The following is an 18,386-nucleotide window of genomic DNA, read 5'->3' as shown; positions in this document are numbered from 1 at the left end:
GTTCACGGACCGGGCGACCGCCCTGCTTCCGCGCCGACCCCGGTGCGCACCCCCACCCCCACCCGTGACAGCGGACCCGCGGACGTGCCGGAGCACCGAACGGGGGCCCGCCGCGATCCGCGGCCGGGCGGTGGCGGCCTTCCGGACGGCGGTGCCATGACAGTTGTCATCCCCGATCCGCCGGATCCTCACGGCCCGCGGATGACAGGCGCGTCTACTCCGGTGCCGTCGACCGGGGCAGCCTGGGGGCACGACCTCCGTCGACCTCCCACCCCGGGTCCCCGGTCCCCGGCGGAGGCTGCGGGGCCGGGCGCGCCGGACCCCGTGACGACTCCGATGACGGTGGTGGTCCCGCCCGTGCTCCTGATCTCCCTCCTGCTGCGGCGGCGAACCCTGGTCACCCAGCGCCTGTCGGCCGGGCTGAGGATCCTCTCGCTGTTCCTGGGATCCCCGACGTGGCTGGACGCGGGCCGGCGCTGGGGCGACTGGCAGCCCACGCCGGCGGTCCTGTGGGCCCTGGCCGCCGGGCTGGTGGCCGCGGGCATCACCGCGGGCGTCCGGCGCTTGCGCCGGGTCCCCGTCGAGACGCGGAGGCGGCACCGGCTGCACGTGCCGGTGTTCGCCCTCTCGGTGGTCTTCTCCCTGACCCTGGTCTGCCTGATGGTGTGGAACACGGCCATCGCGGACTGAGCCCCTTCCGGACCCGCCGGGCCGCGCGGAACGGTGGACCGGCCCCGCGGGGGACACGCCGTGACGCACATTTCCCCGGTTCCACCGTGAGTGACCGGCCGCGCAGGGAAGGATGGGGGCATGAGGACTCCACCGGACACCGCCGCGGACCCCGGGACCTTCCTGTTCGACAGCGACTGCGGGTTCTGTCGGCGCGCGGTCTCCTTCGCCAGGGAGAGGGTGCGCGCCCGCAGCCGCTTCGTGGCCTGGCAGAACACGGACCTGGGCGCGTTCGGGCTCACCCCCGGGCAGGCCGACGAGGCCGCCTGGCTGGTCTACGCGGACGGGCGCCGCTTCCGCGGGGGCGACGCGGTCGCCGAGGTCCTGCTCCACGGGCGGCCCCTCACCCGGCCGGTGGGACGGATGATGCGCCTGCCCCTGCTGCGCGAGGTCAACCGGTTCGTCTACCGCCGGGTGGCCGCCAACCGCCACCGGCTGCCGGGCGGGACCTCCGCCTGCGCCCTCGACGACCCCCGGCGGGGCGGCGCCTGACCTGTCGGGGTCAGGCCGCGCGCAGGGTGCGGCAGGCCTCCAGGAGCCGCTCGCGCAGCTCGGAGCCGCGCACGGCGAACCCCTCCTGCGCCTCCATGTACGCGGCCTTGCCCTCGGCCGTCTCGATGCGCACGGGTTCGTACCCCCGGTCCGCCAGGTCGTACGGGGACGCGCGCATGTCCAGGGTGCGGATCTCGCGGGAGAGCTCGAAGCAGTCCACGACGAGTTCCGACGGAATCGCGGGGGACAGCTTGTACGCCCACTTGTACAGGTCCATGTTGGCGTGCAGGCAGCCCGGCTGGTCCAGTTCCGCCTGCCGTTCGCGGGTCGGCCGGAGGGTGTTGAGCGGGCGCGCGGGTTCGGTGAAGAACCGGAACGCGTCGAAGTGGGAGCACTGGATCCGGTGCGACTCCACGACGCGGTCGGTGCCCTCGCGGCCGAGCCGCAGCGGCACCTGGCCGTGGCGCACCCGGTCGCTGCGGTACACCATCGCCCACTCGTGCAGGCCGAAACAGCCCAGGTGGGCGGGGCGCGAGGCGACCGACGACAGGAGCCCTTCCACGAAGCCCAGCACGGGCCGCGCAGCCAGGAACTCCGCGGCGTCGACACCGACCGCCCCGCCGGGCAGTTCGGTGTAGAACCGCTCCGGCAGGCGCTCGCGCGCACCCTCTCCCAGCAGCGCCGTCCCGGCACCCGGGTGCCAGCGCCGCAGCTGGGAGGGTTTGAGGTTGTAGTAGGTGAACAGGAAGTCCTCCACCGGGTGGGGTACGCCCTCGCGGCGCCGCTCCAGGTGGTCGGCGACCAGCGCGTCCACGCGCCGCTCGTGCCGCTCGGCGCGCTCGCGCCACTCCGTCTCGGCGAGGGCGGCCGGCGCCCCCGTGCTGGTTCCCGTCACGGCCCCAGGGTACGCGGGCGCGGTGGCCGCCCCGGCGTCCCGGCCTCCCCCCGGGCCGGGAGCCCGGCTTCCAGTAGGATCACTCCTTCCCTCAACACATATTCTTGTACGATCCAGCAATGGGCGTGACTAATTATCTGATCGAAGGCGTTTCCGGCTCTGGCAAGACCTCGGTCTGCAGGGAATTAAAACGGCGCGGATACCATGCCATTAATGGTGACCGTGAATTGAGCTACCAAGGTGACCCGGAAACCGGCGAACCGACGGACGGTGCCAGCCACGAGCACCACATTTGGCATATCGACAAGGTAAGATCTCTGGCCGCCAATCAGGACGACACGGTGACGTTCTTCTGCGGCGGATCCAGGAACTTTTCAAAGTTCATAGATCTATTCGACGGCGTCTTCGTGCTTGAGGTCGACCTTGAGACATTGAACCGACGGCTTGACGAGCGGCGGGATGATGAGTGGGGCGGGAAACTATCGGAACGGGACCTCATCGTGCGCCTGCATCAGACAAAAGAAGATATTCCGAAGGACGGTATTATCATTGATGCCACCAAGCCGCTCGCACGTGTTGTTGAAGAGATAATTCGCCAATCCGGGAAATAGGCGCTTCCGTGGTTCGGTGGATATTTTCCTCGCCACGCATCGATCCACCGGGTCAACGGGCCGATGTTTATCCCCGGTTCCGTGGCTACCTCGTGGGGCTTTTGAGATGATCTCTGAGGGGCGCTCTCATGCCCGCATCGTGCGCATTATTACGGGTAGGGCAATCAGCAAAGATGCACCGCGAATAACTCCACCGACAGGATATGGCGCACGCAACCCGAGCTGGTAGGCCAGGAAGCCTCCTGTCAGCGCTCCCAGTGGAATAAGTCCCCACCCGATCATCCGGTAGACACTGTTGACTCGACCCAGCAAGGATGCGGGTACGATGTGTTGCCGCAGGCTGACGGTGATGATGTTCCAAATTATTGTAGAGAAGCCATTAACGGCCAGTAGTATGCCCAGGACAATCGAATTTGGGCTCAATTCGATAGCTATAAAAACGATGACGTTTGAGCCAGGGGCGCCCAGAAGCGCAGCCCGGTCACCCACCACATTGACTATGCGCGAACAGACCAAACCGGCGAGTACGCCGCCAACGGCGGCCGCGGCAAGAAGAAAACCGTAGCCAGTCGGGTCGACGTGTAGAGTCTGGGTTGCGAACAGGACAAGTGTTGCGTTGCCAAGATGGAAACAAAAGGTGTTGACACCTAGCAATATCGCAAGCGTCCGCAGCAACCGGTGGCTGGCCAGCCACCGCAGGCCATCCGCCATAGCTCTCCCCAAACGCGGGTGCGTGACCTGATGGGAATGTGCCCGTGGCAGGGCGAATAAAAGCACAGAGGCGAGGGATAGTGCAGCGACTTCCACGCCGAAAGGAAGTGCTATTGCCACGGCGAAGAAAAAGCTGCCGATGGGCGGCCCTACAAACTGCTGACCGACGTTGGTAGCCGTCTGTTGGTAACCGTTAGCCATATGCAGAGAACGTTTTTCCACGATGTCCGGAAGGATCGTCTGTGCCGCGTTACCAACCATGACCTGGCACGCGCCCAGCGCGAAGGTGAGAAGAAGCAACCTGGTGATGTCGAGGCTCCCCAAAGCAACCAGGAGCGCAATGATGCCGGCGATCACGGCCTGGAGTGCCTGCGAGCACCAGAGGAGCCTGGCGCGGTCATATCGATCGACGAACGCGCCCACAGGAAGTGACAGCACCAACCAGGGTAGATACACCGAGGCAAGCACGCCCGAGATCATTCGAGGGTCGCTCGTGATGGTTGCCGCCAGCAAAGGAACGGCCGCGGCGAACGCACCTTGACCCACAGCGTTGAGCCCGGTTGCACCAGTCATCCGCCAGTAGGCGGCTGACAAACGGGACGGTCCGGAAGATTGCGTCATGCCGCCATCGTTTCGGACCTGGTGAGCCATGGACACGATGTAGGTATGCACTACATGATCTGCTCATGGCATTGACCGTCGATGTAGGCGTGACCGAGCTGGCAGCGACACGGTTTGCGATCTCCCCGTTATCGGAAACGGTGGCTGGCCTGCAGCAGTTGGCAGGGCAGGATCGCAACACGGCCCATCTTCGCTGGCTGCGGTGGGCTAAGGACGAGCTCATCCATGAGCCGCTTGACCTCACCTATACCAGGGCACTTCTGGTAAGCGACCGCCCCAACTGGCCCGAATTCCTTGTACCTGCCCCAACTGGACCAGGGGCGTCCATCGACGATGACGTCGCTGCGCTTCAACGCACTACCGATCGGCAAGTGCGTTCCAGTTTGCGGCGCGTCTTCGGAGATGCACTTCCCGATGCCGCAGTCGCCCTTGCTGACCGCCCCGAATCAGGGCTGATGGCGATCGGCAATGAGTTACGGATGTCGTATGAACGTCTCATCGCTCCGCATTGGCCACGGATCCGTGCTGTGCTCGAGGCGGACGTCTCCCACAGAGCCAGACGGCTCGCTTTGGGGGAGTAGAAAATTTGTTTCCCGACCTGCATCCAGACCTGCAATGGCGAGAGGGACGACTGATACTAGAAGGGCCCCGCTGGCGTTCCGACCACATGGTAAATCGCGGGCCAGGGGGTCTTGTTCTCATCCCCGTAGTCCTTGGCTCCCCTTACGTACTGATTAAGAAGAACACGTCCACGCAGACGACCATCCGGTACCCGGCCCGAGGTATCGGAGCCCTGTGGAGTGCAGGAACCCACACACCTTCCGGAGCTGCAGTACGGTTAATCGGCCGGGCACGCGCTGAGCTCCTCGAAGCGCTCCGCTCTCCCGCGACTACGACTGACATAGCCCGCGCTCTCGGCGTAACAGCAAGCGCTGTGTCGCAGCACCTTCGTGTCTTGCGTGAAAACGGGCTCGTCACACGAGAACGATCCGGGCGCGCAGTCCTGTACACCACTACGGGCCTCGGTGAAAAGTTGGTTAATCCTGACTAGATTTTTCGTGTCGGGAAAATGCAACCACAACAGTCAGAAGTGGTGGTGATTCGTGCAAAATGCGAGATGAATGCCTGTTGCTTAATTTGTATTTCTTCCCGATTTTCAGAAGGCTTCGAGATGAAGTGTCATGGGCATATGAGCCTGAACTCCTCCTTTGCTGATGAAGGGTCGGCCTCTCTAGCCATAAAAAACTTTTGAGCCAGATATTCGGAGGGGGTGATGGTTCTACCTTTATCGCTTCGTGTGGGCGGGTGGGGCGAAAATGGCAGATTTATATTCGAAAGCCAGATTATGTGCCAGACTCATTTCTGGCGTCTCAGCTGGTTGGCGAATTTCCCACCATCCGCCCTTGGCCGTGAGATTCCACCACGAAACGTGAGCCGCCCCGGTACGCGGGCTCAGTTGGACTGCTGGACGGGCAGGTGGCGGCCCAGGTAGCCGATGTAGACGCGGTTGGTCGTGCCCGCCCCCAGGTCGGGGTAGAAGTACAGCCTCGGGCAGATCCCGTACTCGATGTCCAGCTTGATGTGGGCGTACATCGGGACGCGGCCGCCGGGCTCGACCTCCTCGGGCACGCGGAACAGGCGCTTGTCGTTGAGCTTGCCCCTGTTGCGTACGTAGTCCGACTCCTGGGAGGCCAGCCGCTTGACCGGAATCACCTGGTAGCCGTCGGGCGTCTCCTTCAGGTACGAGTGGAACCCCAGGCCGCTGCCGGGGTTGTCGAACTGGTAGCGCGCGTAGTCGTTCAGGGCCAGGAGGGCCTCCCACGCGCGGGTGACCCACAGGGACTCCTTGCGGCTGTCGGAGAGCTCGTACACCGTCTGGGCGTCGATGGTGAAGAACAGGTGCGGCAGAGCCGACCCGTCGGTGACGCGCTCCAGGAGTTCGGGCACGGTCCGGGGCGGCCGGCGCCGGGGGTCGCTCGGGGCGGGGGCCGCGGCCAGCCGGAACTGCCCCGCCTCGCGGGCCCGGTCCCGCAGCCACCGGGCCTCGTAGACGGCGGACCGCGCGTGGTCCCGCGCGTTGTCGAGCTCTTCGGCCAGATCGGCCGTCTCGGCCAGGAGGCCCTGGCGTTCCTCGGACAGCTCGGCGACCCGGGAGCTGAGGCGGTTGACCTCCTCCCTCAGACGCAGGACCTGCTGCTCCTGGGCCTCGCGCTCCTGCTCGGAGGCCAGGGCGGCGCCGGATGCCTCGGGCGCCGCCCGGTGCACGATCGCGGCGCTGCGGGCCGCGGCCTGTCCGGGGCCGGGCGGGGGCCCGGCGGCGGACCGGGCGGTCGCGCGCAGGTCGTCGGTCTCCTCGGCGAGCAGCGCGTCGACCGCGAGGAGGGGGGCGGGGAGGCTGACGTCGAGGGCGTTGTCGCGTACCCGGCGCGAGAGTGCGGCGCCCACCCAGTTGCGGATGCGTTCGCCGTCACGGGCCGTGTCGAGCGTGGCCGGGCTCATCCGGGGGTGGCGGGAGGCGTCGTCGCCGTCGAACAGGTCCACCGCGGGTAAGAACGTGCGCACCCCGCCGGGCGGGACGTCCAGTCCGCGGGGGAGGAGGGGGCCGACGCGTTCGAGGGCGGCGGCGTCGAGCACGTAGCCGGCGCACATACCGGTGCAGCGGGACAGAGCCCCGGCCATGGCCTCGCGCCAGTCGGCGACGGTGACGTCCCGGGGCGCCCCGGTCGCCACCACTGCCATGCGTCTGCCGGGGTCGCGGATGGCCGACACGAGGGTGTCCATGAGGGCGTCGTCGCGGCCGCGCACGATGCGGGGGGCGGGCGGCATGGGGTGCTCGCCGTCGTGGGCGTTCACCGAGTCGAGGAGCATCCGGGCGGCCTCGGGGGGCATGACGTCCAGGCGGGGCGGGTCGGCCCCGGCCCGTTCGGTGGCGGCGGGGTCGACGGTCATGTCGATCCAGACGTAACACCACGGGGAGAGTTCGGGGTCGACGACGGCGGTGGCCACGGTCCGCCACAACCCGTCGGGTTTGTCGGACTCGGTGGTGAGGCGGAGGAAGCGCAGCCCCTCGTCGGTGTTCTCGTGCCGGACCACGAGGGCGCGGGAGCGGTTGCTGAGGTCGTGGTGGCCCGACGCCGAGAAGTCCACCCGCGCGCCCGAGTTGCCGCGTTTGCTCAACCAGCGGGACAGCACCGTCGAGGTGACGTCGATGATGTCACCGTCGTGCTCAGGGACGGAGACGAGCGTGCGGTAGACAAGTGGCAATGAGCACTCCCGGGCTCCCGTCGGCGGCGGCGGACCCGAGGGTTCGGCCGAAAACGCTGGCAGAGCCCTCCTTCCCACTTTGGACGAAGGAATCCTTCGGCGCCAGTCAGTTCGCCAAAGATCCCTTGGCCTCCTACCGATATTCCCAGGAGGCTGCACTCGTCCCACCATCGCAGCTCAGGGCGCCCGTGCGCCACAGTGGCCAATGTGAGGTGACGGATTGGCAAATATGGATAAAGCGGTCGGCGAGATCCGGGCGCTAGCGTCACGGACATGTCCACGCACCCGTTCTGGCTGGCCGGCACCGCCGCGACCGGCGACACCGAGATCACCGTCGTCAACCCCTACACCGGCGAGCCTGTCGGTGCGGTCTCCGTGCCCACCCCCGGGCAGATCGAGGAGGCCGTCGCCGCGGCGCACGCGGTCGCGGACGAGGCCGCCGCGCTGCCCGCCCACGTGCGGGCCGACGCCCTCGCGCACATCTCCCGCCGCATCGGAGAACGGGCCGAGGAGATCGCCCGGACGATCACCGCCGAGAGCGGCAAGCCCCTCAAGTGGGCCCGCGCCGAGGCGGGCCGCGCCGTGTCCGTGTTCCGATGGGCCGCCGAGGAGGCCCGCCGTGACAGCGGCGAGCTCCAGCGGCTGGACACCGATCCCGGCGGTGTCGGACGGATGGCCGTGATCCGGCGCGTCCCCAAGGGGCCGGTCCTGGGCATCTCGCCGTTCAACTTCCCGCTCAACCTGGTCGCCCACAAGGTCGCCCCGGCCCTCGCCGTGGGAGCGCCCGTCATCCTCAAGCCCGCTCCGGCGACCCCGGTGACGGCCCTCATCCTGGGCGAGATCGTCGCGGAGACCGACCTGCCCGGCGGGATGCTCTCCGTGCTGCCCATGCCCAACGACCGCGCGGCGCCGCTGATCACCGACGAGCGGCTCCCCGTCATCTCCTTCACCGGCGGTGCCTTCGGCTGGGAGCTGCCCCGGCTCGCGCCGCGCAAGCACGTCACCCTCGAACTGGGCGGTAACGCGGCGGCGGTGGTCCTCGCCGACGCGGACCTGGAGTGGGCGGCGCAGCGGGTCGCGCTGTTCGGCAACAACCAGGCCGGACAGGTGTGCATCGGCGTGCAGCGCGTGATCGTCGAGGAGGCGGTCCACGACGAGTTCGTGGCGCGCCTGGTCGAGCATGTGCGGGCCCTCGGCGTGGGCGACCCCGCCGACCCGGCCACCGACGTGGGCCCGCTCGTGGACGAGGCGGCCGCGGAGCGCGTGGCCGCCTGGATCGACGAGGCCGTCGCCGACGGCGCCGCGCTGCTCACCGGCGGAACCCGTGACGGCGTGACGGTCGCCCCGACCGTGCTCGCGGACGCGCCCGCGGACTCCAAGGTCGTGCGCCAGGAGGTGTTCGGTCCGGTCCTGGTCGTCCAGCGGGTACCCGACACCGGCGCCGCGTTCGCGGCGGTCAACGAGAGCGACTTCGGACTCCAGGCCGGGGTGTTCACGCGCGACCTGCCCACCGCGTTCCGGGCCCACCGGGAACTGGAGGTCGGCGGCGTGGTGATCGGCGACGTCCCCACCTTCCGCGCCGACCAGATGCCCTACGGCGGCGTCAAGCAGTCGGGTGTGGGCAAGGAGGGCGTGCGCGCGGCCATGACCGATCTGACCTACGAGCGGGTCCTGGTGCTCACCGGGATCGACCTGTAACAGGACCGGGCGCCGCCCGCGAGGCGGCGCCCGGCCCGTCGGGTCGCTCCGGCGGGTCCTACATGCCTGAGGCGTGGTTGTACAGCTTGCGGGCCTCCGCGCCCAGGCGGGGGCCGTACTGGGTGCTGCGGTCGTTGGCGTACTTGAAGCTGACCAGCGAGGAGATCGTGCCCTGCCCGGTCTTGGTGTCGAAGCCCGTGAACCAGGGGCCGCCGCTGGACCCCTGCGTCATCCTGCACAGCACGCCGTTGGCGGTGGTGCCGCCGGTGTCGGGTTTGGTACGGCCCGAGCAGTAGTGGAGGTCCTCGCCGTCGAAGGGCGAGGACGCCGGGTACCCGAACGCGTACACCTGCACGCCGTCGCGCACCTTCTCCTCGGTCCAGGAGTTGAACGCGATCCGCTGGGCCCCGACCCTGTCCTGGACGGCGGTTCCGCCGTCGGTGTTCAGGACCACCATGGCGAAGTCGTAGCTGTCGTCCGCGTCGCGCGACCACTGGGGGGCCACGAGCATGTCGCGGGCGGTGAACCTGCCGTACGGGTCCGTCCCGGCGTCGTGGCCCGGAACGAAGGTCCAGTTGCGCGCCCACGAACCCCTGCCGTCCTTGGCGCAGTGGCCGGCGGTGAGCAGGGTGCTCTTGTTGGCGGAGTTCACGACCGACGCCGAGCACGTGAAGTCGCGGCCGTCCATGGTCAGGTACACCTTGCCGGTGGTCTTCGCGACCAGGCCGCCCGCGCTCCAGACGTCGCCCCGGCTGTCGGCCCGCGGCGAGGCCTGGCGGTCGACGTCGTCCGGAGCGGTTTCGGCCCGGGGCGGTCGGAGGGCTCCCACCAGCAAGCTGGTGATGGGCTGGGCCGCCGCCATCCGCTCCGCGGTCCAGTAGTCGAGGACCGCCTGGTGCTGCGTGTCCGTGACGGCCGCGCTCTGGTGGGAGATCCCGTCCACGCGCGACATCGCCTCACCGCTCGCCCGGGCCGGAACCGCGTGCTGCGGAACCCGGTCGGCCAGGGTGACGGCGGAGGCTGGTGCGGGAAGTCTCTCGATGAGCGCTGTTCCCCCCAGAACGACCGCGAGGGCGGCCAGGGGGGCGAGGATTTTGTGCGAGGTGGACCAGGTCATGCCCTTGATCCTTGCACACTTTGTGTAACTTCATAGCTACTTTGCGTTTGTGTCGTGGGGTGGTGGGGCAGGTCGGGTGGCCGCCTCCGGCCCGGGGGCCGGAGACGGCCGCAGGGTGCCGGGGCGGCGCCGCGGGAGTGGCGCCGCCCCGGCACCGGTCAGGCGAGCGGCACCGTGACCTGCGTGGGACTGCCCTCGGGGGACGTCACGTCCACCCGGCCGCCGACGGCGCTCTCGCTCGTGTAGCGCGCGTCCCTGCTGTCCACCACGACGGCCAGGCGGTGCCCGGCCGGAACGTCCCAGACGACCGGCGCCAGCTCGGTGGTCACCGTCACCGGCTCACCAGGGGAGGCGTCGCGCAGGGTGTGGGGGGTGTGCGAGAGGAGCGAGCCGGTCCCGTTCCGGTTGACCGCGTAGAGGTAGACGAAGACCGACTGCTCCTCCGCGGTCGGCGTGAACGTGAACGTCGCCTCGGGGGTCCCCGCCACGCGCACCCCGTCGGGGTAGGCGGGGCTGGTCCACACGGCCGCCCGGTAGCGGTCCACCGTCGGCAGCAGGACGCCCGTGGGGATGTCGAGGAACTGCTGGAGCGCGCCGGAGAGCAGAACCGTGCCGCTCTCCGCCGGTGTGCCGACGCCGGTCCGGAAGCGGTAGTCCCAGCCCGTCGACGGCTCGGTCTCCATGGCGCCGCTGCTCTGCCAGCGGAACCAGTCGGTGCTCGGCTCCGCCAGGTAGTACTGGTCGGTGCCCGCGGTGACCGAGGGCCAGTCGGGATGGGAGGTCCAACCGCCGCCCCCGTTGTTGGGCCTGACGTGGACGGGGCCGTCCGCGTCCACCTCGTTCTCCTCCCCCTGGAGATGGTGGTCGAACCAGTCGCCGAGGGAGGTCCACACCTCGTTGGGCAGGCCGATCGCCCCGAACGCCTCCTGCGTGGCGTGGTCGCCGGGGGTGAGCATCAGGCGCTTGGGCCCCTCCAGTTCCTCGTAGAAGTCGGTGACGTGGCCGACGGGGAAGATACCGTCGTTCCAGGCGTGCGCCATCATCACGGCCGTGCCGTTGGCGTTGATCGCGTCGACCTTGGTGGCCGCGGAGCGGTCCGGTGCCAGGTCCAGGGCCGGCTGGATGTTGCCGCGCCGGTACTCCTCGCCCATCTCCGTGAGGTCCTCGCCGGGGCGGCCCGTGAGGTTGCCCGCGAGCAGGAGGAGTTCGGCCGCCTGCTTGTTGACGGTCTGGTCGGGGTACAGGGACGCGGCCAGGTCGGCCCAACCGCTCAGGGACGCCACGGCTCTGACCCGGTCGTCCTCGGCGGCGGTCAGGAGGCTGATGCCGCCGCCGTAGGAGATACCGGCCATGCCGATGCGGTCCGGGTCCGCCTCGGTGTTCTCCAGGGCCCAGTCGATGACGGCGCCGGCGTCGGCCCGGTCGTCGGGACCGGCGACCTCGATCGCGCCGCCGGAGTCCCAGAAGCCCCGCGAGGTGTAGGCGACGACCTGGTAGCCGGACTCCATGGCGAGCTCCGCCGCGGCTCCGACGTAGATGATGTGGGGCGTGCCCCAGGCCGAGGGCATGACGAGCAGCGGACGGGGCCCCTCGACACCGGTCGGGGTGATGACCTTGGCCCTCAGCTCGGTGCCGTCGTGACTGACGATGGTCTCGTAGCTGATGGAGGCGCCGACGGCGGCGGAGGCGGGGGTGGGGAAGAGGACGGCGGCGGCGAGCGCCGCCGCGAACGCGCAGGACAGCAGGCGGGTGAGTCCTGGCGCGGCGGTTCGGGGCGGCGGGCCGTCCTCCGGGGGCGCGGGACGGGGCGTGTTTCTCACAGGGCGCATGCGGGGGACCTCGGGGGTGAGGGGGGAAGGGGGCCGATGGGTCGTCGCGCCGTCTCGCCATCGGGAGGCCGGTGTCCGTGAGCGCCGACGGGATGATCAGCGGCTCACGCAACCGTGAGGTAACTTACTCACGGGTAAAGTTAGGGCAGTCGGCACCGGTTGTAAAGACCCGGTGACTCCGGGGTTCCACCGGGGCGCACCGACGCGTGCGGGCCCGCTGACGGACCGGCCGCGCACCGGTCGTCTCCGCCCCTCCCAGGGGGCTCCGGAGAGGGGCGGGGGAGAGGGCCGTGCGCGTCCCCGGCCGCTCCCGGGACGGCCGGCGGCCCCTTCTCCCGGAGGGCGGACGGCCGGGGATCCTCGGCCGGGGCCGGTGCCACCGCGTGGTCCCCGGGTTGTCCACAGGGGGCCGTCGGAGGTCCGTCCGGTGCGGGACAATGGAGCCGTGCGAGAAGAACAGCAGCGAACAGTAGTGATCCTCGGCTCCACCGGCTCGATCGGAACCCAGGCCGTCGACATCGTCCAGCGCAACCCCGACCGCTTCAGGGTGGTCGGTCTGGCGGCGGGCGGGGGCAGAGCGGACCTGCTGGCCAAGCAGGCGGCCGAGCTGGACGTGCCGCTGGTCGCGGTCGCCGACCCCGCGAGGGCCGCCGAGCTCTCGCGCTCCCTCGCCGAGCACGGCAGCAGGGCCACCGTCCTCGCCGGTGCCGAAGGGGTGGCCGAGCTCGCGGGGAGCCCCTGCGACGTCGTGCTCAACGGCATCACCGGTGCCCTGGGCCTGGAGTCCACCCTGGCCACCCTGCGCGCCGGGACCACCCTGGCCCTGGCCAACAAGGAGTCCCTCATCATCGGCGGGCCGCTGGTGCGCGACCTCGCCAGGCCCGGACAGATCGTCCCGGTCGACTCGGAGCACTTCGCCATCGCCCAGTGCTTCCCGTACCTGCCCGAGGAACAGCTCGCCAGCCCGGCCCAGGGACACGTGCACGCCCGCCGCGACGAGGTCAGCCGACTGGTCGTCACCGCCAGCGGAGGTCCCTTCCGGGGCCGCGACCGCGACGGACTGGCCCACGTCACCCCGGCCGAGGCGCTCGACCACCCCACCTGGAGCATGGGCCCGGTCATCACCGTGAACTCCGCCACCCTGGTCAACAAGGGCCTGGAGGTCATCGAGGCCAACCTGCTGTTCGACATGCCCTTCGACAGGATCGACGTCGTCGTCCACCCGCAGTCGATCGTCCACTCGATGGTCGAGTACGTGGACGGATCCACCATCGCCAAGGCCAGCCCGCCCAGCATGATGATCCCCATCGCCTACGGGCTCGGCGCCCCCGACCGGGTCCCCGGCGCAGCCCCCGGCATGGACTGGACCCGTGCCCAGACCTGGACCTTCGAGCCGCTGGACCACGAGGCCTTCCCCGCCGTCCGGCTCGCCTGCGAGGTCGGTGCCGCGGGTGGGACGGCACCCGCGGTCTACAACGCGGCCAACGAGGAGGCCGTCGACGCCTTCCTCCGCGGAAACCTCGCGTTCCCCTCCATCATGGACACCGTCTCCCGGGTAGTCTCTGAGCACCAGCGAACGGACCGCCCCGGGGGAGCGTCACACCAGAGCGTGGGACTGAGCCTGGACGACGTGTACGCCGCCGACACCTGGGCCCGCACACGTGCGCGCGAGCTCCTCGCGCGCCAGGCCTGACACCGCCCCAGAGGAGAGTTGCATGGTCGCCCTGATGACCGTGGTCGGGATCGTCCTGTTCGTCTTCGGACTGTTGTTCTCGATCGCCTGGCACGAGCTGGGCCACCTCTCCACCGCCAAGATGTTCGGGATCAAGTGCACCGAGTACATGGTGGGCTTCGGCAGGACGCTGTGGTCCTTCCGTCGGGGGGACACCGAGTACGGGGTCAAGGCGGTGCCGCTGGGCGGCTTCGTGCGCATGGTCGGCATGCTCCCCCCGGCCCGCCGGGGCGCAGACGGCAGCTCGCGCAGGCTCTCCCGCTGGCGGGCCATGGCCGAGGACGCCCGCGAGGCCTCCTACGTCGAGCTCACCCCCGAGGACCAGGACCGGCAGTTCTACCAGCGCGCGCCGTGGAAGCGGCTCATCGTCATGTTCGCCGGGCCCGCCATGAACGTGATCCTCGCCGCGATCCTGCTCGCGGTGCTGTTCATGGGCATCGGCGTCCCCAAGAGCACCACCGAGGTCGGACTCGTCAACGAGTGCATGGTGCCGGTCGGCAGCTCCATCACCGACTGCACCGACGTGCCGCCCACCCCTGCGGCCGAGGCCGGGATGCTGCCCGGCGACGTCATCGTCTCCGTCGGGGGCGAGTCCACCCCGGAATGGAACACCGCCAACCGGCAGATCCGCGAGTCCCTCGGCAGTACCGAGGTCGTGGTCGAGCGTGACGGTGAGCGCCTCCCGCTCGACGTCGACGTCGTCGAGAACGAGCTTCCGGCCCGCGACGCCGAGGGCGAGATCCTCTACGAGACCGACGCCGACGGCGAACCCCTCTACGACGACGAGGGCTACCGGGTCTACCGGACCGAGACCGTGGGGTTCCTCGGCATCGTCTTCACCCAGGAGCGCGCCCCGCTCACCGTCGGCGAGTCCGCCGCCGAGATGGGCTCCATGATGGTCGGCGTGGGCGAGGCGCTCATCGCCCTGCCGAGCAAGATTCCGGAGGTCTTCGGTGCCGCGTTCCTGGGACAGGAGCGCAACCAGGACTCCCCGGTGGGCATCGTCGGCATCTCCCGTATCGGCGGCGAGATCATGGCCCAGGGGCTGCCCGTCGCGGACACCGCGGCGATCATGCTCCAGATCCTGGCCGGTGTGAACCTGTTCCTGTTCGCCTTCAACATGCTGCCGATCCTGCCGCTGGACGGCGGCCACATGGCCGGGGCCCTCTGGGAGTGGCTCAAGCGCGGCTGGGCCAAGCTGTTCCGCCGCCCCGAACCCGCGCCGGTGGACGTGGCGATGCTGACACCGGTCGCCTACGTCGTGGTGGCGTGCTTCCTGGTGTTCAGCGTGGTCCTGCTCGTCGCCGACCTGTTCAACCCGGTCAGACTCTTCGGCTGACGCACACCGCCGCGACCGGGGTCGGACATCCGCGTGACACCGGGTGTCCACCCTGGTCGCGGGAGGGTTCGGGCGTGACGCCGAGCACCCTCCGATGCCGGTAATCTTCAGCTGGCGCACCGGTTCTCCTCTTTACGGGGGGCACCCTTCCCGGGGCGGGTAACCTGGAGATCGCGATCCGGGAACGACGGTGCAGCTGAGGCCGCCGCGCGAGACGCCCCGGACGCGGCGCCGCGCGCTGCGCCGGACGCCCTTTCCCGATAACCGACGAATCAAGTGCCGCCCCCCTCCGGCGGCAGACGAGGTGAATCAAGCGTGACCGTCGATCTCGGTATTCCCGCCGCACCGCCGCGCCCGCTGGCGACCCGGCGCAAGACGCGGCAGATCATGGTCGGAAACGTCCCTGTCGGCGGGGACGCCCCGGTGTCCGTCCAGTCGATGACGACCACCCGTACCTCCGACATCAACGCGACGCTCCAGCAGATCGCGGAGCTCACCGCCTCCGGCTGCCAGATCGTCCGTGTGGCCGTGCCCACCAACGACGACGCCGACGCACTCCCGGTCATCGCGAAGAAGTCGCAGATCCCGGTGATCGCCGACATCCACTTCCAGCCCAAGTACGTGTTCCAGGCGATCGACGCAGGCTGCGCCGCGGTGCGCGTGAACCCGGGCAACATCAAGAAGTTCGACGACAAGGTCGCCGAGATCGCCCGGGCCGCCAACGAGGCGGGCACCCCGATCCGCATCGGCGTCAACGCCGGTTCGCTGGACAAGCGCCTGCTCCAGAAGTACGGCAAGGCCACCCCGGAGGCCCTCGTCGAGTCGGCGCTGTGGGAGTGCTCCCTGTTCGAGGAGCACGGCTTCCGCGACATCAAGATCTCGGTCAAGCACAACGACCCCGTGGTCATGGTCAACGCCTACCGCCAGCTGTCCGCCGCCTGCGACTACCCGCTGCACCTGGGCGTCACCGAGGCCGGCCCCGCGTTCCAGGGCACCATCAAGTCCGCGGTGGCCTTCGGGGCGCTGCTGTCCGAGGGCATCGGCGACACCATCCGCGTGTCGCTGTCCGCGCCTCCCGCCGAGGAGGTCAAGGTCGGCGCCCAGATCCTGGAGTCGCTGGGTCTGCGCGAGCGCGGCCTGGAGATCGTGTCCTGCCCGAGCTGCGGCCGGGCCCAGGTGGACGTCTACACGCTCGCCGAGGAGGTCACCGCCGGCCTGGAGGGCATGGAGGTACCGCTGCGCGTGGCCGTCATGGGCTGCGTCGTCAACGGACCCGGTGAGGCCCGCGAGGCCGACCTCGGTGTGGCCTCCGGCAACGGCAAGGGCCAGATCTTCGTCAAGGGCGAGGTCATCAAGACCGTGCCCGAGTCCCAGATCGTGGAGACCCTCATCGAGGAGGCCATGCGCATCGCCGAGGAGATGGGCGAGGCCGGGGTCGAGTCCGGCCAGCCGACCGTCGCCGTGGCGGGCTGAGCGACCGGCTTCCTGACGACGGCCGCGCCGACCCCCTGGGGGCGGCGCGGCCGTTCGTGTGGGGGAGCCCCCCACGAATCACGGGTTTCCGCGGCCCGGGGCGGACGCCACCCGGCACGAACCCGTATGGCGTCGCTCACAGACACGCGCGTTTTCTTGCGCGGACGCGCACGGATGCGCCGTTTCTTCTGGACAGGCGCAAAGAATGTGGGTCATGTTACTCAGATAACACGGCTAACGTTGCTGAGGGCATTTTCGGGTCGATTCCGGCACGAAACACGAGCCCTGTCTCCCGCCGTCCCTTCCCGGGGGCCGGTGTGTCCGCTCGCAGCAACCAGGAGTAGTCACGTGGTGGACCAGAAGACCCCGGCGGACGCGCCCGCGCTGAGGGAGCGCCTCACGCGGCGCAAACCGGTCGAGAAGCTCGTCGCGGAGACCAGCGACGGCACCGGCCTCCACCGGCACATGGGCTTCTGGCAGCTCTCCATGATCGGCATCGGCGCGACCCTCGGCACCGGCATCTTCGTCGTGCTGGGAGAGGCCGTCCCCGTGGCCGGGCCCGCCGTCATCCTCGCCTTCGTGCTCGCAGGCGTCACCGCGCTCTTCTCCGCGCTCGCCTACGCCGAGATGGCCGGGATGATCCCCGCCTCCGGTTCGGCCTACTCCTACAGCTACGCCACGATCGGTGAGTTCATGGCCTGGGTGTGCGGCTGGTGCCTCATGCTCACCTACGGCGTCTCCGTCGCGGCCGTCGGCGTCGGCTGGGGCGGGTACATCAACGAGCTCCTCCACCTCACCACCGGCCTGTCCCTGCCGGGGGCGGTGCTCGCCGGGCCACTGGAGGGCGGCGTGGTCAACCTGCCCGCCGCGATCGTGGTCCTGCTGTGCATGTTCGCCCTGCTCGCCGGGGTACGTGAGAGCAGCCGCCTCAACGCCGCCATGGTCGCCGTCAAGGTCGCCATCCTGGTCATGTTCGTGGCCATCGCGATCACCGCCGTCCAGGACGGCAACTTCGCCCCGTTCATGCCGATGGGCATGGCCGGCGTCAGTGCCGCGGGCGCCACCCTGTTCTTCTCCTACATCGGCTTCGACTCCGTCTCCACCGCGAGCGAGGAGGCCAAGAACCCCCAGCGCGACCTGCCCCGCGCCATCATGTTCTCGATGATCCTGGTGACCGCCATCTACTGCCTGGTCGCCTTCGCCGCCGTCGGCGCGCTCGACTGGACCGGTTTCGTGGACGGTCAGACGTCCCTCGCGGGCATCCTCACCATGGTCACGGGAACCCCGGTGTGGGCGGTCATCTTCGCGGCCGGAGCCGTCCTGGCCCTGGCCAGCGTGGTGCTGGTGGTGCTCTACAGCCAGACCCGCATCCTCTACGCGATGTCTCGCGACGGGCTCATCCCGAAGGCGTTCTCCACCGTGGACGCCAAGGGCACCCCGCGCGCGAACACGGTCATCACCTCGGTCCTCATCGCGCTCCTGGCCGCGCTCGTCCCGCTCGGGCCGCTCGCCGACGCCACCGCCATCGGCACGCTCTTCGCGTTCGCCCTGGTCAACGTGGCTGTTCTGGTACTCCGACGCACCCGCCCCGACCTCCCACGCACCTTCCGTGTGCCCGGAGCCCCCGTCACACCGGTCCTCGGCGTGCTCGCCTGCGCCTACCTGATGTTCAGCATGTCGCTGAGCGTGTGGGCGGCCTTCGGCGCCTGGCTGGTCATCGGGCTCGCCGTCTACTTCGGCTACGGCATGCGCCGCTCCGTCCTGGAGACCGGGTCCTCGACCTAGTGTCCTGAGTCTCAAATATCCATATAGTTGTGTGATGGTACGACCAGGACCCAAACTCGCGCCGCTGGACCTGACCGCTGACGACAAAGC

General features: G+C 69.3%; 15 protein-coding genes. 10 read left to right on the top strand and 5 right to left on the bottom strand.

The features are described from left to right. Positions 1-324: 324 nt before the first annotated feature. Both ACFWTE_RS26950 and ACFWTE_RS26945 read left to right on the top strand, forming a co-directional pair. A complete protein-coding gene (locus ACFWTE_RS26950) occupies positions 325-690 on the top strand; it encodes a hypothetical protein (protein WP_378782718.1) in 366 nt (121 codons plus the stop codon). A gap of 120 nt (positions 691-810) precedes the next feature. Next, positions 811-1,221, top strand: coding sequence for a thiol-disulfide oxidoreductase DCC family protein (locus ACFWTE_RS26945; RefSeq protein ID WP_378782717.1), 411 nt, complete (start codon positions 811-813; stop codon positions 1,219-1,221). 10 nt (positions 1,222-1,231) lie between these two features. Here ACFWTE_RS26945 and ACFWTE_RS26940 read toward each other — a convergent pair whose 3' ends face one another. After that, on the bottom strand, positions 1,232-2,116 hold the full coding sequence (locus ACFWTE_RS26940) for a 3-methyladenine DNA glycosylase (protein ID WP_378782716.1): 885 nt from the start codon (positions 2,114-2,116) through the stop codon (positions 1,232-1,234). 119 nt (positions 2,117-2,235) lie between these two features. Between ACFWTE_RS26940 and ACFWTE_RS26935 the strand changes: the two genes are divergently transcribed. Further along, complete coding sequence (locus ACFWTE_RS26935; RefSeq protein ID WP_378782715.1) at positions 2,236-2,727, top strand: AAA family ATPase; 492 nt, start codon at positions 2,236-2,238, stop codon at positions 2,725-2,727. Positions 2,728-2,853: 126 nt separating this feature from the next. Here ACFWTE_RS26935 and ACFWTE_RS26930 read toward each other — a convergent pair whose 3' ends face one another. Next, the gene (locus tag ACFWTE_RS26930) at positions 2,854-4,089 is read right to left on the bottom strand and encodes an MFS transporter (RefSeq protein WP_378782714.1); all 1,236 of its coding nucleotides are present in this window, start codon (positions 4,087-4,089) and stop codon (positions 2,854-2,856) included. 35 nt (positions 4,090-4,124) lie between these two features. Between ACFWTE_RS26930 and ACFWTE_RS26925 the strand changes: the two genes are divergently transcribed. Continuing rightward, positions 4,125-4,640 carry a hypothetical protein gene (locus ACFWTE_RS26925; RefSeq protein ID WP_378782713.1) on the top strand — a complete coding sequence of 172 codons (516 nt, stop codon included), beginning with the start codon at positions 4,125-4,127 and terminating at the stop codon, positions 4,638-4,640. 86 nt (positions 4,641-4,726) lie between these two features. Beyond that, positions 4,727-5,110, top strand: a complete 384-nt coding sequence (locus ACFWTE_RS26920; RefSeq protein ID WP_378782720.1) for an ArsR/SmtB family transcription factor — start codon at positions 4,727-4,729, stop codon at positions 5,108-5,110. A 401-nt stretch (positions 5,111-5,511) separates the two neighbouring features. Here the strand turns inward: ACFWTE_RS26920 and ACFWTE_RS26915 are convergent, their stop codons facing one another. Continuing rightward, positions 5,512-7,323 carry a hypothetical protein gene (locus tag ACFWTE_RS26915; RefSeq protein ID WP_378782712.1) on the bottom strand — a complete coding sequence of 604 codons (1,812 nt, stop codon included), beginning with the start codon at positions 7,321-7,323 and terminating at the stop codon, positions 5,512-5,514. 273 nt (positions 7,324-7,596) lie between these two features. On the opposite strand from ACFWTE_RS26915, the gene ACFWTE_RS26910 reads away from it, so the two are divergent. Next, the gene (locus tag ACFWTE_RS26910; protein WP_378782711.1) at positions 7,597-9,021 is read left to right on the top strand and encodes an aldehyde dehydrogenase family protein; all 1,425 of its coding nucleotides are present in this window, start codon (positions 7,597-7,599) and stop codon (positions 9,019-9,021) included. Positions 9,022-9,079: 58 nt separating this feature from the next. On the opposite strand, the gene ACFWTE_RS26905 is transcribed toward ACFWTE_RS26910, so the two are convergent. Together ACFWTE_RS26905 and ACFWTE_RS26900 are read right to left on the bottom strand one after the other, a co-directional pair. Next, on the bottom strand, positions 9,080-10,138 hold the full coding sequence (locus ACFWTE_RS26905; RefSeq protein ID WP_378782710.1) for a trypsin-like serine peptidase: 1,059 nt from the start codon (positions 10,136-10,138) through the stop codon (positions 9,080-9,082). A gap of 158 nt (positions 10,139-10,296) precedes the next feature. Further along, complete coding sequence (locus ACFWTE_RS26900) at positions 10,297-11,967, bottom strand: CocE/NonD family hydrolase (protein WP_378782709.1); 1,671 nt, start codon at positions 11,965-11,967, stop codon at positions 10,297-10,299. Between the two features lie 472 nt (positions 11,968-12,439). On the opposite strand from ACFWTE_RS26900, the gene dxr reads away from it, so the two are divergent. From dxr to ACFWTE_RS26880, 4 genes are all read left to right on the top strand, one after another. Further along, positions 12,440-13,660, top strand: coding sequence for a 1-deoxy-D-xylulose-5-phosphate reductoisomerase (gene dxr, locus ACFWTE_RS26895; protein WP_378782719.1), 1,221 nt, complete (start codon positions 12,440-12,442; stop codon positions 13,658-13,660). A 22-nt stretch (positions 13,661-13,682) separates the two neighbouring features. After that, complete coding sequence (locus ACFWTE_RS26890) at positions 13,683-15,038, top strand: M50 family metallopeptidase (protein WP_378782708.1); 1,356 nt, start codon at positions 13,683-13,685, stop codon at positions 15,036-15,038. A 315-nt stretch (positions 15,039-15,353) separates the two neighbouring features. After that, positions 15,354-16,511 (top strand): flavodoxin-dependent (E)-4-hydroxy-3-methylbut-2-enyl-diphosphate synthase, encoded by a 1,158-nt coding sequence (gene ispG, locus ACFWTE_RS26885; protein ID WP_378782707.1) that lies wholly within the window; start codon positions 15,354-15,356, stop codon positions 16,509-16,511. A 348-nt stretch (positions 16,512-16,859) separates the two neighbouring features. Continuing rightward, the gene (locus ACFWTE_RS26880; protein ID WP_378782706.1) at positions 16,860-18,296 is read left to right on the top strand and encodes an amino acid permease; all 1,437 of its coding nucleotides are present in this window, start codon (positions 16,860-16,862) and stop codon (positions 18,294-18,296) included. The last annotated feature ends 90 nt before the right edge of the window (positions 18,297-18,386 follow it).

This window comes from Nocardiopsis sp. NPDC058631, from assembly GCF_042716955.1.
Lineage (GTDB): Bacteria > Actinomycetota > Actinomycetes > Streptosporangiales > Streptosporangiaceae > Nocardiopsis.
The sequence above is the reverse complement of the archived record's forward strand: the minus strand, read 5'-3'. Positions and strand labels throughout refer to the sequence as shown.